Origin of the sequence: Burkholderia cepacia (assembly GCF_001718835.1) — a bacterium.
Lineage (GTDB): Bacteria > Pseudomonadota > Gammaproteobacteria > Burkholderiales > Burkholderiaceae > Burkholderia > Burkholderia cepacia_F.
On record NZ_CP013443.1, the window covers coordinates 2,260,511 to 2,275,540 of the forward strand.

Consider the following 15,030-nt stretch of genomic DNA (forward strand, 5'->3'; position numbering starts at 1 on the left):
TGTTGTATATCGGCGGACGATCAGCCCGCGGGTTTCGCCACGACCACGAGACAATTGCCGCGCACGGCACTCACCTGATACACGTGCACATCGTCTCGCTCGCCGTTCGCCAGCTCGACGTCCCAGTCGGCGCCGCGATACTGCACGCGCGCGCGGCCGTCACGCCACGCATCGACCGTCACGGTCGAGCCGATGTCGAGATTGACGTCGGGATTCGTCGACGTGTCGCGCTTCTGCTTGCGGCCGAGCCCCGAGCGGCGCAGCGCGATCATCGCGACGATCGCGACCGCGGCCGCCGCGCCGAACTGCACGTGCGGCGCGAAGCCGGCCAGTTGCAGCAAGCCGCCCGCGAGAAAGCCGAGCGCGATCATCAGCAGGTAGAACGTGCCCGTCAGCAGTTCGGCCACGACCAGCACGCCCACCGCGACCCACCAGAACAGATGCCCCGACATCATGTGGTCTCCAGAAAAAACGACCCCCAAGCTCACTGCGTTCGCTGCCCCCCCGAGGGGGCGGCCGGCACTCTTGGGGCGGCCCGGCGCGTGCCCGCAAACGAAAACACCCCGGTGCGTACCGGGGTGTTTATAGCATGAAGCTTGCGTATTGCCTTCATCCGGCAGGCGGACGCGCCGCCCGCCTGCCTGAGGACCGTTGCCCATCTTACTTCCGGTTGGCAAGCGCCTGCCACGTATCGATGATCGTGTCGGGGTTCAGCGAGATCGACACGATGCCTTCGTCGGTCAGCCATTGCGCGAAGTCCGGGTGATCGGACGGGCCCTGGCCGCAGATACCGACGTACTTGCCCATCTTGCGGCAGGTATCGATCGCACGCTTGAGCAGGAACTTGACGGCCGGGTCGCGTTCGTCGAAGTCGACAGCCAGCAGTTCCATGCCCGAGTCGCGGTCGAGGCCGAGCGTGAGCTGCGTGAGGTCGTTCGAGCCGATCGAGAAACCGTCGAAGTGCTCGAGGAACTCTTCGGCGAGGATCGCGTTGGTCGGGACTTCGCACATCATCACGAGGCGCAGGCCGTTCTCGCCGCGCTTCAGGCCGAACTTCTCGAGCAGGCCGACGACACGCTCCGCCTGCTTCACGGTACGCACGAACGGCACCATGATCTCGACGTTGGTCAGGCCCATCTCGTCGCGCACGCGCTTCAGTGCACGGCATTCCATCTCGAACGCCTGCGCGAAGTCTTCAGCGATGTAGCGCGATGCGCCGCGGAAACCCAGCATCGGGTTTTCCTCGTCCGGCTCGTAACGCGAACCGCCGATCAGCTTCTTGTACTCGTTCGACTTGAAGTCGGACAGACGCACGATCACGGGCTTCGGATAGAACGCCGCCGCGATCGTCGCGACACCTTCCGTCAGCTTGTCGACGTAGAACTGACGCGGCGATGCGTGACCGCGCGCGACGCTCTCGACGGCCTTCTTCAGGTCCTGGTCGATGTTCGGGTACTCGAGGATCGCCTTCGGGTGAACGCCGATGTTGTTGTTGATGATGAACTCGAGACGCGCGAGACCCACGCCGCCGTTCGGCAGTTGCGAGAAGTCGAACGCGAGTTGCGGGTTGCCGACGTTCATCATGATCTTGACCGGGATTTCCGGCAGTTCGCCGCGCTGCACTTCCGTGACTTCCGTCTCGAGCAGCCCGTCGTAGATCTTGCCTTCGTCGCCTTCCGCGCACGACACGGTGACGAGCGCGCCGTCCTTCAGGACGTCGGTCGCATCGCCGCAGCCGACGACTGCCGGCACGCCGAGCTCACGCGCGATGATCGCCGCGTGGCAGGTCCGGCCGCCACGGTTCGTGACGATCGCCGCCGCACGCTTCATCACCGGCTCCCAGTTCGGGTCGGTCATGTCGGCCACCAGCACGTCGCCCGGCTGCACGCGTTCCATTTCCGACGGATCCTGGATCACGCGCACGGGGCCCGCGCCGATCTTCTGGCCGATCGCACGCCCCGTCGCGAGCACCTGCGACTGGCCCTTCAGCTTGAAGCGCTGCTCGGCCTTGCCGGTTGCCTGGCTCTTCACGGTTTCCGGGCGTGCCTGCAGGATGAAGATCTTGCCGTCGCGGCCGTCCTTGCCCCACTCGATGTCCATCGGACGCTGATAGTGCTTCTCGATGATGACCGCGTACTTCGCCAGCTCGATCACGTCTTCGTCGGTGATCGAGTAGCGGTTGCGCTGCTCGTGCGGCACGTCGACCGTCTTCACGCGGCCCGGCTCGCCCGGCTGCGTGAATTCCATCTTGATCAGCTTCGAGCCGATCGAGCGGCGGATGATCGGGTACTTGTCCTGTGCGAGCGTCGTCTTGAACACGTAGAACTCGTCCGGGTTCACGGCGCCCTGCACGACGGTTTCGCCCAGGCCGTAGCTCGACGTGATGAACACGGCGTCCTTGAAGCCCGATTCGGTATCGATCGTGAACATCACGCCGGCCGCGCCGACGTCCGAGCGGACCATGCGCTGCACGCCGGCCGACAGCGCGACTTCGGCGTGCGTGAAGCCCTTGTGCACGCGGTACGAGATCGCGCGGTCGTTGTACAGCGACGCGAACACGTGCTTCATGCGGTCGAGCACGTCTTCGATGCCGACGACGTTCAGGTACGACTCCTGCTGGCCGGCGAACGATGCGTCGGGCAGGTCTTCCGCGGTCGCGGACGACCGCACGGCGAACGACAGTTCGGCCGGCGAGCCGTTCTTCAGCACTTCGAACTGCGCGCGGATTTCCTGCTCGAGACGCGCCTGCAGCGGTGCATCGACGATCCACTTGCGGATTTCGGCACCGGCTTCGGCGAGCGCCTTCACGTCGTCGATGTCGAGCGACTCGAGACGCTTGGCGATGCGATCGGTAAGGTCGTTGTGCTTGAGGAAATCGCGGAACGCGAGCGCGGTCGTGGCGAAACCGGTGGGTACGCGAACGCCTGCTTCGGAAAGCTGGCTGATCATTTCGCCAAGCGACGCATTCTTGCCGCCGACGATTTCCACATCGGTCATCCGCAACTGCTCGAACGGAATTACATACGCCTGGTCCTTTGCGACGTTTGCTGCGTTAGTCATACAAGCCCCTAAGTGTGAAAAAAATGCTCGATTGCGCAAGTGGGCTTGGACGCGGGCGCTTGCAAAAAGGCGCGGCGCGTCTTGCGCAACCTGTTGGAGAAACACTCGCAGCGGCGAAAATCTTCCGACCCGATTTGCAAAAATCCCGGCAGAAGGGCGATATTTGCAGACAAATCGCCAAACTTGCCGGGAATTATGGAATCGAGCGGCAAAGCCTGGGGCGCCGTTCGCGCCCTGCCCCCGCAATTGCTTATCCAACAGGTTGCCGCTATTCTACCGTGCCGGCTGCCGGATGTGGCGCGACCTTGTCACTGCGTCTGGAGGCGAACCTCCAGCCGCCCGCGCAACCGCCCTTCACGCTCGACGCCCAGATTCATGCTGCCTACCGTATTCATCGTCTCCGACGGCACCGGGATCACTGCCGAAACCTTCGCGCACTCGATCCTCTCCCAGTTCGACCAGAAATTCCGTCTTGTGCGCGTGCCGTTCGTCGACTCGCTCGACAAGGCCTATGCGACCGTCGAGAAGATCAACGAGGCCGCCGTGCACGACGGCCGCCGCGCAATCGTGTTCACGACGCTCGTCGACAGCGAGTCGAACGACATCGTCAAACGCTCGAACGCACTCGTGCTCGACATGTTCCAGCGCTTCGTCGAACCGCTCGAACAGGAACTGGAGCTCAAGTCGAGCCACGCGATGGGCCGCGGCCACCAGAACGCGGACACCGAGGAATACAAGACCCGGATCGAGGCGATCAACTTCTCGCTCGCGCACGACGACGGCCAGTCGAACCGCAACCTGTCGGAGGCCGACGTGATCCTCGTCGGCGTGTCGCGCAGCGGCAAGACGCCGACGAGCCTGTATCTCGCGATGCAGTACGGCGTGAAGGCCGCGAACTATCCGCTGATTCCGGAAGACTTCGAACGCGGCAAGCTGCCGTCGGCGCTCGCCTCGCACCGCGAGAAGCTGTTCGGGCTGTCGATCGACCCGCAGCGCCTGTCGGAGATCCGCAACGAGCGGCGCCCGGGCAGCAAGTACGCGGCACCCGAGAACTGCCGTTACGAGATCAACGAGGCGGAAGCGATGATGCGCCGCGAGGGGATCAAGTGGCTGTCGTCGACGCACAAGTCGATCGAGGAAATCGCGACGACGATCCTGCAGGAAGTCCGCCTCGACCGGCAGTCGTACTGACGCGGCGCGGGCGCGCCGCCCTTCCCGCCCCGAAAAGACAAAAGGCCGCGTGCGACACGCGGCCTTTTTCGTTTCGCAGCGCGGGGGCGTGACCGCCCTGCCGCCCCGCACCGTCACGCGCGGCGCTGCTGACGCACCTGCTCGAACAGGCACACCGCCGCCGCGGCTGCGACGTTCAGCGACTCCATCCCGCCCGGCTGCGGAATCGTCACGCGATGCGTCGCCGCATCACGCCAGAACGCCGATACGCCGGCGCCCTCGTTGCCGAACACCCAGACGACCGGCCCGGCCAGGTCGCAATCGTAGATCGCCTGCGCGCCGTGCGAGTCGGTCAGCGCAACCGGTACATCGAGGCGTTCGGCGAGTTCACCGGCTTCGACGTCCTCGTGGATCGACAGCAGGAAATGCGCGCCCATGCCCGAACGCAGCACCTTCGACGACCATGCGTACGCGGTCCCCGGCGCACAGAACACGTGGCGCACGCCTGCGGCCGCCGCGCTGCGCAGGATCGAGCCGACGTTGCCGGCGTCCTGCACGCCGTCGAGCACGACCGACGTATGCGTGACGCGCGCGGGCAGCGGGTGCGCCGGCCGGTCGACGAGCAGCAGGAAGCCGACGCCGTTGACGACGTTCGACAACTGCCCGAACAGCGCGTCGGGCAGCGTGACGATCCGTTGCGCATCGATGCGCGCGACGATCGCCTGCGCCTCCGCGTGGCCGAGTGCGCCTTCGGTCGCCACGCACAGCTCGGGCGTCGCGCCCGTATCGAGGTACGCGCTCGCGAGATGGAATCCTTCGAGCAGCGCCTGGCCGCTGCGGCGCTGATGGGGCGTCGAACCCGCGAGCGCCTTCAGGCGCTTGTACAGCGGGTTGTCGCGGGAAGTGATGCTTTTCATCGAATCAGGTCGAGTGCCGCACGAACCGGCGCGAACGAGCGCCGGTGCGCTTCGCACGGGCCGTGCTCGCGCAGTGCGGCAAGGTGTTTCGCGGTGCCGTAGCCCGCATGCACGTTGAAGCCGTACACCGGGAAACGCTCGTGCAGGTCGACGAGCATGCGATCGCGCGTGACCTTCGCGAGAATCGACGCGGCCGAGATGCTCGGCACGAGCGCATCGCCGCTGACGATCGCCTCGGCCCGAACCATCAGCGTCGGGCAGCGGTTGCCGTCGATCTGCGCGAGCGTCGGCAGCACCGACAGGCCCTCGACCGCCCGCTTCATCGCGAGCATCGTCGCGTGGAGGATGTTCAGCGTGTCGATTTCGTCGACGCTCGCCGACGCGACGCAATAGGCGCGCGAACGTGCGACGATCAGGTCGTACAGCGCGTCGCGCTTCTTCGCGGACAGCGCCTTCGAATCGTCGAGCCCGTCGATCGGCTGCGCCGGATCGAGGATCACCGCGGCGGCCACCACCGGCCCCGCGAGCGGGCCGCGGCCCGCTTCGTCGACACCGCAGACGATCTCGTCGGGCCGGCTGAAATCGAAACCGTCCTGCACGTCGCTCGACGCGCGGCGGCGTGGTGCACGTACTGCGGTCATGCGCGCCCCTTGCGTTGTTCGAGCACGCGCACGACCGCTTCGGCCGCCTTCGCGGCCGTGTTCTGCCGCAGCGAAAGATGCATTTCGGTGAATACTTCGGTCAGTGTGCGGCGGTTCGCGTCGTCGCGCAGCTGCGTGAGCGTCGCATCGGCAAGCGCCTCGGGCGTCGCGAAATGCTGCAGCAGCTCGGGCACGACGAAACGCCCCGCCAGGATGTTCGGCAAGCCGACGTACGGCAGGTACCCCTGCCGGCGCATGATCTGCCCGGTCAGCCAGGGCACCTTGTACGAGATCACCATCGGCTTCTTCAGCAGCGCGGCTTCCAGCGTGACCGTGCCGCTCTTCACGAGGATCGCGTCGGCGGCCGTCATCGCGACCTGCGAGCGGCCGTCGGTGAGCGTCAGCGCAAGCTGCGGATGCGCGTCGACAAGCGGCTGCAGCAGCGCGCGCAGCGCGGGCGTCGCCGCCGGCATCACGAACCGCACGCCAGGCTCGCGCTGCTGCATCAGCGCCATCGCCGCAAAGAACGTCGGGCCGATCAGCGCGATTTCCGAACGCCGGCTGCCCGGCAGCACCGCGATCACCGGGCCGTCGGCCGGCAATCCGAGCGCGATGCGCGCGCCGTGCATGTCGGGTTCGAGCGGGATCTCGTCGGCCAGCGGATGGCCGACGTAGGTCGACGCGACGCCTGCCTTGTCGAGAATCGCCGGTTCGAACGGGAACAGGCACAGCATGTGATCGACGGACTTCGCGATCTTCTTGATCCGGCCGCCGCGCCATGCCCAGATCGACGGGCACACGAAGTGGATCGACGGGATCCCCGCGTCGCGCGCGGCCTGTTCGACATTGAAGTTGAAGTCGGGCGCGTCGATGCCGATGAACGCGTCCGGCCGCTCGGCGAGCAACTGGCGCTTCAGCTCGCCACGAATCCGCAGGATCTCGGGAATCTGGCCGAGCGCCTCGACGTAGCCGCGCACGGTCAGCTTGTCCATCTGCCAGTGCGAGTCGAAGCCCTGCGCGATCATCCGCTGCCCTCCGATCCCGTAATACTGGGCCGATTCGGGCAGCCGCTCGCGCAGCCCGCCTAGCAGCGACGCCGCGAGCAGGTCGCCCGACGGTTCGCCGGCCGCCATCGCGAGCCGGAGCTGAGTGGTCGGAAGCGGCATCGCTTAGCGGATGATGCCGCGTTGCGACGCGTCGATGAACTCGACGAACGCCTTGACCGCCGCGTCGCCGTCGCCGCCCGCTTCCGCGAGCTCGCGCAGCTGCACCTTCGCTTCCTCGAACGACAGGCCGCTCTTGTACAGCAGGCGGTACGCGCTACGCAGTGCGGAGATCGCGTCGGGCGAAAAGCCGCGCCGGCGCAGCCCCTCGACGTTGATGCCGTGCGGCTCGGCCTTGTTGCCCGCCGCGATCACGAACGGCGGAATGTCCTGCACGAGCGCCGATGCGCCGCCCAGCATCGAGTGCGCGCCGATGCGCACGAACTGGTGGACGCCCGACATCCCGCCGACGATCGCCCAGTCGCCAATCTCGACGTGGCCGGCCATCTGCGCGTTGCTCGACAGGATCACGTGGCTGCCGACGGTGCAGTCGTGACCGATGTGCACATAGGCCATGATCCAGTTGTCGTCGCCGAGCGTCGTCACGCCGCCGTCCTGCACGGTGCCCGTGTGGATCGTCGTGAATTCGCGGATCGTGTTGCGGCTGCCGATCACGAGCTTCGTCGGCTCGTCCTTGTACTTCATGTCCTGCGGACGACCGCCGACCGACGCGTAATGGCCGATGCGGTTGTCCTCGCCGAGCGTCGTATGGCCTTCGATCACGCTGTGCGAGCCGATCGTCGTGCGCGCGCCGATCGTGACGTGCGGGCCGACGATCGCGTACGGGCCGATCTCGACCGATTCGTCGATCTGCGCGCCCGGTTCGACAATCGCGGTGGGATGAATCCTGGTCATGCGCCGTTGCCTCTCGATGTGATGTGTCGCGTTGCGTTGCCTATGCGTGCCGCGTCGCTCAGGGCGCCACGTCGGTCGTCTTGACCGTGCACATCAGTTCGGCTTCCGCCGCCACCTTGCCGTCCACTTCCGCCACCGCCTTGAACTTCCAGATGCCGCGGATGTAGCGTTCGAACGTCACGTTCAGAATCAGTTGGTCGCCCGGTTCGACCGGACGCTTGAAGCGCGCGCCGTCGATCCCGACGAAGTAGTACAGCGTGTTCTCCGGATCCTTCGGCTGCTCTTCCGAGAAGGTCAGCAGCGCCGCGGCCTGCGCGAGCGCCTCGAGGATCAGCACGCCCGGCATCACCGGCCGCTTCGGGAAATGCCCCTGGAAGAACGGCTCGTTGATCGACACGTTCTTCAGCGCTTTGATTCCCTTGTGCGGTTCGAGTTCGAGCACGCGATCGACGAGCAGAATCGGGTAGCGATGCGGCAGCAGCGTGAGGATCTTGTGGATGTCGAGATTGATTTTTTCAGTGCTCATGATGGTTCGTCTCACGCAGAGGCTGCGCGGTGGTGATGCAAATGCTGATGCGGACCGGTGCCCGGCCCTGTCGGTCGAACCGGGCGGCACATGCAGTCCCTGCCCGGTTCATGATGTCGCATGGTATGGGTTACGCGTCCGCGCCGCCGCCCTGGGCGGCCAATGCGGTCTCGAGCGCCTTGATGCGCTCGCGCAGCTTGTCGAGGTTGCGCACGAGCGCGGCGCTCTTGTTCCATTCGCCGTGGTCGACGGCCGGGAACGCGCTGGTATAGATGCCGGCCTTCGGCAGCGACTTCGATACACCCGAATTCGCGGTGATGATGACATAGTCGCCGAGCGTCACGTGGCCGGCGATCCCGGCCGCGCCGCCGATCATGCAGTGGCGGCCGATCGTCGTGCTGCCCGCGATGCCCGCCTTGCCGGCGATCACCGTATAGGCGCCGATCCGGCAGTTGTGGGCGATCTGCACCTGGTTGTCGATCTTCACGCATTCGTCGATGACGGTGTCCGCCATCGCGCCGCGGTCGATCGTCGTGTTCGCGCCGATCTCGACGTCCGGGCCGATCGATACGCCGCCGACCTGCGGGATCTTGACCCAGCTGCCGGTGCGCGCGTCGCCGTCGCCGACGAAATCCGGCGCGAAGCCGAAACCGTCGGAGCCGATCACGGCGCCCGCATGGATGATCGCGCGCGGGCCGACCTTGCAGCCGTGGTACACCGACGCGTTCGGATAGATGTGCGAGCCCGCCCCGATCGTCGTGCCGCGGCCGATGAAGACGTTCGCGTCGAGCTGCACGCCGTCTTCGATCACCGCGCCGGCCTCGACCGTCACGTGCGGGCCGATCACCGCGCTCGCGGCGACCTGCGCAGCCGGATCGATCGTCGCGCTCGGATGCACGCCGGCGGCACGCTGCGGCGTGGCCAGATCGATGAACATCTGCGCGACGCGCGCGAAGTACGCGTACGGATTCGGCGTGACAATGAAATTGCGCCCCGTCGCGGCCGCGCCCAGCTTTTCCAGATCCTTCGGCGCGATCAGCACCGCGCCGGCGCGGGTCGACTCGACCTGCGACAGGTACTTCGGATTCGCGAGGAACGCGAGTTGCTGCGGGCCTGCCTGGTCGAGCGGTGCGAGCCCGCTCACCTTGCACTGTGCGTCGCCGGCGATCTCGCCGCCGAACCGCTTTACGAGTTCCTCAAGCGTCAATGCCATTCGTCGTCTGCTCCGTTCAGTTCGTCGAGCCGGACGCGAGCGCCTTGAGCACCTTGTCGGTGATGTCGATGCGCGGGCTGACGTACACGGCTTCCTGCACGATCAGATCGTAATTCTGCTGCTCGGCAATCTGCTTGATGACCTTGTTCGCCTTCTCGAGCACGGCCGCCAGCTCCTCGTTGCGGCGCTGGTTCAGGTCTTCGCGGAACTCGCGCTGCTTGCGCTGGAAGTCGGTATCGAGCTGGGCGAGATCGCGCTGCTTCTGCGCGCGGTCGGCCGCCGACAGCGACGCGCCGTTCTTGTCCAGCGAATCGGACATCGATTTCAGGCGTGCCGCCAGATCCTGCAGATCCTTGTCACGCTTCGCGAACTCGGCTTCGAGCTTCGTCTGCGCCGCCTTCGCGGGCGCCGACTCGCGCAGGATCCGATCCGAATTGACCGCCGCGATGCGGGCGACGTCCTGTGCGTGTACCGTCGCAGCGCCCAAGGCCAGCGCAACGGTCAGCGCGCACATCACTCGTTTCGAAAACTTACCGGTTAGCAAAATTACCCTCTCGTTGCTGTTGTCATGCGTTCGGTCAGAACGCCGTCCCGATCTGGAACTGGAATTTCTGGTACTGGTCGCCTTCGTGCTTCTGCAGCGGGAAGCCGAGGCTCAGCTTCAGCGGGCCGATCGGCGAGATCCACGCGAGACCCACGCCGTAGCCGTAACGCAGGCCGTTGGCGCCCGTACTCGTGCCGCCCGGCGCGTTGCCCCACACGTTACCGCCGTCGAGGAACGTGAACACGCGCAGCGTGCGGTCGTAGCCCGTGCCCGGCAGCGGGAACGTCAGCTCGATGTTGCCGACGAGCATCTTCGAACCGCCGATCGGGTCGTTCGTCTTCGTGTCGCGCGGGCCCAGCGAGCTCGGCTCGTAGCCCCGCACGGAGCCGATACCGCCCGCGTAGTAGTTCTTGAAGATCGGATACGGGTTGCCGATACCGTTACCGTAGCCGCCTTGCAGGTTCAGGCCCAGGATGAAGCCGCGCGAGAACGAATAGTAGTACTGGGCCTGCAGGTCGGCCTTGTAATACTGGATCTTGCCGACCGGTACGCCGTACTCCATGTTCGCCTGCGTGAAGTAGCCGCGGCTCGGAATCAGCGCGCTGTCACGCGCGTCGCGCGACCACGCGACCGTCAGCGGCACCGTGTTCGACACGCGGCCGAACTCGTTCACGTAATCCTGGTAGCTTTGCGGCGTGTTCGAATCGACGTCGAGGCGGTTCTGCTCGAAACCGGCGCCGAAGTAGACGGTGTCGACTTCCGAGAACGGAATGCCGAACTTCAGGTTGCCGCCCGCGCTGATGATCCGGAAGCTCGAGCTCGTCGAATAGTAGAGCGGCTGGTACGTGCGGTAGTAGACGTCCGTGATCCGCTTGATGCCGTCGACCGTGAAGTACGGGTCGACCTGCGTGACGGTCAGCGTGCGGTAGCTCTTCGCGGTGTTGACGTTCACCGACAGGCTGGTACCCGAGCCGAACACGTTGTCCTGCGACACCCCCGCCGACAGCACGACCTTGTCCGTCGACGAGAAGCCGGCGCCCAGCGTGATCGCGCCGGTCGGCTTCTCGGCGACCTTCACGTTCACGTCGACCTGGTCGTTCGTGCCGTCGACCGGCACCGTCGTCACGTCGACGTTGGTGAAGTAGCCGAGACGGTTCACGCGATCCTTCGACAGCGCGAGGCGGTTCGAATCGAACCACGAGCTTTCGAGCTGGCGCATTTCGCGGCGCACCACTTCGTCGCGCGTGCGCGTGTTGCCGACGACGTTGATGCGGCGCACGTACACGCGGCGGCTCGGATCGACGACGAGGTTCAGGTTAACCTTGTGGTTCGCCTGGTCGATGTCCGGCTGTGCGTTGACGGTCGCGAATGCGTAGCCGTATTCACCGAGCTTGTCGACGATCGACTTGGTGGTCTGTTGCAGCTTTTCGGCCGAGAAGCGGTCGCCCGGCTTGATCTTGATCAGCTTGTTGAGTTCGGCCTCGCGATCGAGCAGGTTGCCCGACAGCTTGATGCCCGACACCGTGTACGGCTCGCCTTCGTGCAGCGTGACCGTCAGGTACATGTCCTTCTTGTCGGGCGAGATCGACACCTGGGTCGAATCGATGTTGAACTCGAGATAACCGCGGTTCAGGTAGTACGAGCGCACCGCTTCGAGGTCGCCCGTCAGCTTTTCCTTCGAGTACAGGTCGTTCTTCGTGTACCAGGAGAACCAGTTCGGCGTGGACAGCTGCATCTCGTCACGCAGCGTGCTGGTGCTGAATGCCTTGTTGCCGATGAAGTTGATCTGGCGGATCTTCGCGCTCGGGCCTTCGGCCACCGCGAACAGGATCGACACGCGGTTCGCGTCGACCGGCGTGATCGTCGTCTTGACCTCGGCCGCGTAGAAGCCGCGCGTGAGGTACTGGCGCTTGAGCTCCTGCTCCGCCTTGTCGACGAGCGCCTTGTCGTAATAACGGCCGTCGGCGAGGCCGACCGCGCGCAGCGCCTTCGTCAGGTTGTCCTTGTCGAATTCCTTCGTGCCGGTGAAGTCGATCGACGCGATGGCCGGACGCTCCTGCACCTGCACGATCACGACGTTGCCCTGCGTGGCGATGCGTACGTCGTTGAAGAAGCCCGTCGCGTACAGTGCGCGGATTGCTTCGGATGCCTTGTCGTCCGTGAAGGTATCGCCCTGCTTGATCGGCAGGTAGGCGAACACCGAACCCGCTTCGACGCGCTGCAGCCCCTCGATCTTGATGTCTTGCACCACGAACGGTGCCGCTGCATGCGCCGCGAGGCCGTGCGCGGCGAGCGCGGCCGCTGCAACTGTCTTAGGTACAAAGCGATGAGGTTTGAACAACATGCATCCCCAATATTTAGCTGCATCAAATCAGGCGGCTGCCCAGCGGCCGCCGCCTGACGCTTCAGAAATGGATTAACCGAGCCAGATCGTTGAACAGCGCGATCGCCGACAATGCGACGATGCAGATCAACCCGGCTCTTTGCAGAATCAGCTGCCAGCGCTCCGAGACGGCTTTCCCGGTCGCGGCTTCAACCGCATAATATAACAGATGCCCCCCGTCCAAAACGGGAATCGGCAACAAGTTCAGGACGCCAAGGCTAATGCTGACAAGGGCGAGGAACGACAGGAACGCCGACGGACCGAGCCGCGCACTCTTGCCTGCGTAGTCGGCGATCGTCACGGGGCCGGACAGGTTCTTCAGCGACGCGTTGCCCGTGATCATGCGCCCGAACATCCGCAGCGAATACACGGAGATGTCCCACGTGCGGTGCGCGCCGAGCCGCAGGCTCTCGATCGGCCCGTAACGCACGTCGACGGACGGCGCATGCATCGACAGCGCCGCGCCGATCCGGCCGACCTGCTGCCCCGATTCGTCGTCGCGCTGCATCTGCGGCACGATCGACACCGTCTGCGCGGCGCCGTCGCGCTCGATCTTCATCGCCAGCGTCTTGCCCGCATGGTGCTTGATTGCGTCGATGAAGCGCGTCGCGCCGCCGATCGGCTTGCCGTCGAGCGCGACCAGCTTGTCGCCGGACTTCAGGCCCGCCTGCTCCGCCGCGCTGCCTGGCTGCACCGACGCGACCGACAGCGTGCCGCCACCGGTCTCGAAGCCCAGATGGGCCATGAAATCGTCGTCGATGTCGCCTTCCGCGATATTGCGCAAATCGACGCGGAAATCGAACGTCGACGCACCGCCGTCGCGCGCGCCGAGCACGATCTCGCGGTGATCGAACGCGGCCGCGAGCAGCTTCCAGCGCAGGTCCGACCACGAGCGCACCGGCTGCGCGTCGCCTGCGGGCACATCACGGATCGACACGATCGCCTCACCGCCGTCGAAGCCCGCGCGCGCCGCCGCCGTGCCGGCGGCCGGCGGCGCGACGATCGCGGCCGGCTCGGTCACGCCGGTGGCAAATACGGCGGAAAACAGGAGAATTGCCAACAGGAAGTTGGCAATCGGCCCGGCCGCGACGATCGCGATGCGCTTGTAGACCGATTGCCGGTTGAACGCCTGGCCGAGTTCCTCGGGCGGGATGCCGGGGCCGGGATCGCGCTCGTCGAGCATCTTCACGTAGCCGCCGAGCGGCAACGCGGACAGCGTCCACTCGGTGCCCGTCCGGCGGCTGACCCAGCGCGCGACGGGCTGGCCGAAGCCGATCGAGAAACGCAGCACCTTCACGCCGCACCAGCGCGCGACGCGATAATGTCCGTACTCATGCACGACGACCAGCACCCCGATCGCCACCGCAAACGCGATCAGTTCGACCAGCACGTTCATGAGCACCTCATTCAGACAGTGCGCTCCACGCGTGGCGCAGGCGCTTTGGCAATGATCTCGGCGGCGAGGCGGCGTGCCTCGGCATCCGCCGCCAGGACGTCGTCGAGCCCGTCGGGCGCGCGGTTCGGCAGCGTGTTGAGCACGGCGTCGACCGTCTCCGCAATCGCCATGAAGCCGATGCGGCGCGCGAGAAACGCTTCGACCGCCACTTCGTTCGCCGCGTTCAATGCGGCGCTCGCGATACCGCCTTCCTCGAGCGCCTTCAGCGCGAGCGCAAGGCACGGGAAGCGCGCGTAATCGGGCTTCTCGAACGACAGCTGGGCGATCTGCGCGAGGTCGAGCTGATCGACACCTGCATCGACGCGCTCGGGGAACGCGAGTGCGTGCGCGATCGGCGTGCGCATGTCGGGGTTGCCGAGCTGGGCGAGCACCGAGCCGTCGCGGTACGACACGAGCGAATGGATCACGCTCTGCGGATGGATCAGCACGTCGATCCGGTCGCCCGGCAGCCCGAAGATCCAGTGTGCCTCGATCACCTCGAGGCCCTTGTTCATCATCGTCGCGGAGTCGACCGAGATCTTGCGGCCCATCACCCAGTTCGGATGCTTGCACGCCTCGTCCGGCGTCACGTCGACGAGCGTGGCCGGCTCGCGCGTGCGGAACGGGCCGCCCGACGCGGTCAGGATGATCTTCGAGATCCCGCCGTGCTCGTTCTCGTCACGCGGCATACACTGGAAGATCGCGTTGTGTTCGCTGTCGACCGGCAGCAGGATCGCGCCATGGTCGCGCACGGCGTCCATGAAGATCGCGCCCGACATCACCAGCGATTCCTTGTTCGCGAGCAGGATGCGCTTGCCGGCGCGCGCGGCCGCGAGGCTCGGCGCGAGGCCGGCCGCACCGACGATCGCCGCGACCACCGTGTCGCAGCCGTCGCTCTTCGACACGTCGACGAGCGCCTGCGGCCCGTGCAGCACGGTCGTCCTGCTGCCCGCCGCCCGCAGTTTCGCGTCGACGTGCGCGGCCGTCGCGGCATCGCCGACCACCGCCACTTCAGGCGCGAAGCGCAGGCATTGCTCGACCAGCTTGTCGCCGTTGCGGTGTGCGGTCAGCGCGTACACCGAGAAGCGCTCGGGATGGCGCGCGACCACGTCGAGCGTGCTGTCTCCGATCGAGCCCGTGGAACCGAGCAATGTCAGACGTTTTTGCATAACAGAAATAGTGG

The 15,030-nt window shown here is 65.8% G+C and carries 13 protein-coding genes; 1 reads left to right on the forward strand and 12 read right to left on the reverse strand.

Going from position 1 to position 15,030, the window contains the following annotated elements:
- Positions 1-20: 20 nt before the first annotated feature.
- Both WT26_RS13730 and ppsA read right to left on the reverse strand, forming a co-directional pair.
- Positions 21-455, reverse strand: coding sequence for an NfeD family protein (locus tag WT26_RS13730; protein ID WP_059532300.1), 435 nt, complete (start codon positions 453-455; stop codon positions 21-23).
- 205 nt (positions 456-660) lie between these two features.
- Positions 661-3,060 carry a phosphoenolpyruvate synthase gene (gene ppsA, locus WT26_RS13735; protein WP_059532297.1) on the reverse strand — a complete coding sequence of 800 codons (2,400 nt, stop codon included), beginning with the start codon at positions 3,058-3,060 and terminating at the stop codon, positions 661-663.
- Positions 3,061-3,435: 375 nt separating this feature from the next.
- On the opposite strand from ppsA, the gene ppsR reads away from it, so the two are divergent.
- Entirely contained in the window at positions 3,436-4,251 is an 816-nt protein-coding gene (ppsR, locus tag WT26_RS13740) for a pyruvate, water dikinase regulatory protein (RefSeq protein ID WP_021159117.1), read from the forward strand.
- Positions 4,252-4,364: 113 nt separating this feature from the next.
- Here the strand turns inward: ppsR and WT26_RS13745 are convergent, their stop codons facing one another.
- From WT26_RS13745 to WT26_RS13790, 10 genes are all read right to left on the reverse strand, one after another.
- On the reverse strand, positions 4,365-5,147 hold the full coding sequence (locus WT26_RS13745) for a TrmH family RNA methyltransferase (RefSeq protein ID WP_069273108.1): 783 nt from the start codon (positions 5,145-5,147) through the stop codon (positions 4,365-4,367).
- The gene (rnhB, locus tag WT26_RS13750; RefSeq protein WP_059662853.1) at positions 5,144-5,788 is read right to left on the reverse strand and encodes a ribonuclease HII; all 645 of its coding nucleotides are present in this window, start codon (positions 5,786-5,788) and stop codon (positions 5,144-5,146) included. Before rnhB ends, WT26_RS13745 begins: the two co-directional genes overlap by 4 nt.
- The gene (gene lpxB / locus WT26_RS13755; protein WP_059532289.1) at positions 5,785-6,954 is read right to left on the reverse strand and encodes a lipid-A-disaccharide synthase; all 1,170 of its coding nucleotides are present in this window, start codon (positions 6,952-6,954) and stop codon (positions 5,785-5,787) included. Before lpxB ends, rnhB begins: the two co-directional genes overlap by 4 nt.
- A gap of 3 nt (positions 6,955-6,957) precedes the next feature.
- Entirely contained in the window at positions 6,958-7,746 is a 789-nt protein-coding gene (gene lpxA / locus WT26_RS13760; RefSeq protein ID WP_059532286.1) for an acyl-ACP--UDP-N-acetylglucosamine O-acyltransferase, read from the reverse strand.
- A 58-nt stretch (positions 7,747-7,804) separates the two neighbouring features.
- The gene (gene fabZ, locus WT26_RS13765) at positions 7,805-8,272 is read right to left on the reverse strand and encodes a 3-hydroxyacyl-ACP dehydratase FabZ (protein ID WP_021159112.1); all 468 of its coding nucleotides are present in this window, start codon (positions 8,270-8,272) and stop codon (positions 7,805-7,807) included.
- Between the two features lie 130 nt (positions 8,273-8,402).
- The gene (gene lpxD / locus WT26_RS13770; RefSeq protein ID WP_069273109.1) at positions 8,403-9,485 is read right to left on the reverse strand and encodes a UDP-3-O-(3-hydroxymyristoyl)glucosamine N-acyltransferase; all 1,083 of its coding nucleotides are present in this window, start codon (positions 9,483-9,485) and stop codon (positions 8,403-8,405) included.
- Positions 9,486-9,501: 16 nt separating this feature from the next.
- Positions 9,502-9,999, reverse strand: a complete 498-nt coding sequence (locus WT26_RS13775; protein WP_011549544.1) for an OmpH family outer membrane protein — start codon at positions 9,997-9,999, stop codon at positions 9,502-9,504.
- Between the two features lie 64 nt (positions 10,000-10,063).
- Positions 10,064-12,373 (reverse strand): outer membrane protein assembly factor BamA, encoded by a 2,310-nt coding sequence (gene bamA, locus WT26_RS13780; RefSeq protein WP_081333732.1) that lies wholly within the window; start codon positions 12,371-12,373, stop codon positions 10,064-10,066.
- Between the two features lie 61 nt (positions 12,374-12,434).
- The gene (gene rseP / locus WT26_RS13785) at positions 12,435-13,808 is read right to left on the reverse strand and encodes an RIP metalloprotease RseP (protein ID WP_069273110.1); all 1,374 of its coding nucleotides are present in this window, start codon (positions 13,806-13,808) and stop codon (positions 12,435-12,437) included.
- Positions 13,809-13,819: 11 nt separating this feature from the next.
- Positions 13,820-15,016, reverse strand: a complete 1,197-nt coding sequence (locus WT26_RS13790) for a 1-deoxy-D-xylulose-5-phosphate reductoisomerase (RefSeq protein ID WP_059532277.1) — start codon at positions 15,014-15,016, stop codon at positions 13,820-13,822.
- Positions 15,017-15,030 lie beyond the last annotated feature (14 nt).

Coding starts and splice junctions, on each gene's coding strand:
- WT26_RS13730 (WP_059532300.1), bottom strand. CDS start 455: ATGATGTCGGGGCATCTGTTCTGGTGGGTCGCGGTGGGCGTGCTGGTC.
- ppsA (WP_059532297.1), bottom strand. CDS start 3,060: ATGACTAACGCAGCAAACGTCGCAAAGGACCAGGCGTATGTAATTCCG.
- ppsR (WP_021159117.1), top strand. CDS start 3,436: ATGCTGCCTACCGTATTCATCGTCTCCGACGGCACCGGGATCACTGCC.
- WT26_RS13745 (WP_069273108.1), bottom strand. CDS start 5,147: ATGAAAAGCATCACTTCCCGCGACAACCCGCTGTACAAGCGCCTGAAG.
- rnhB (WP_059662853.1), bottom strand. CDS start 5,788: ATGACCGCAGTACGTGCACCACGCCGCCGCGCGTCGAGCGACGTGCAG.
- lpxB (WP_059532289.1), bottom strand. CDS start 6,954: ATGCCGCTTCCGACCACTCAGCTCCGGCTCGCGATGGCGGCCGGCGAA.
- lpxA (WP_059532286.1), bottom strand. CDS start 7,746: ATGACCAGGATTCATCCCACCGCGATTGTCGAACCGGGCGCGCAGATC.
- fabZ (WP_021159112.1), bottom strand. CDS start 8,272: ATGAGCACTGAAAAAATCAATCTCGACATCCACAAGATCCTCACGCTG.
- lpxD (WP_069273109.1), bottom strand. CDS start 9,485: ATGGCATTGACGCTTGAGGAACTCGTAAAGCGGTTCGGCGGCGAGATC.
- WT26_RS13775 (WP_011549544.1), bottom strand. CDS start 9,999: ATGTGCGCGCTGACCGTTGCGCTGGCCTTGGGCGCTGCGACGGTACAC.
- bamA (WP_081333732.1), bottom strand. CDS start 12,373: ATGTTGTTCAAACCTCATCGCTTTGTACCTAAGACAGTTGCAGCGGCC.
- rseP (WP_069273110.1), bottom strand. CDS start 13,808: ATGAACGTGCTGGTCGAACTGATCGCGTTTGCGGTGGCGATCGGGGTG.
- WT26_RS13790 (WP_059532277.1), bottom strand. CDS start 15,016: ATGCAAAAACGTCTGACATTGCTCGGTTCCACGGGCTCGATCGGAGAC.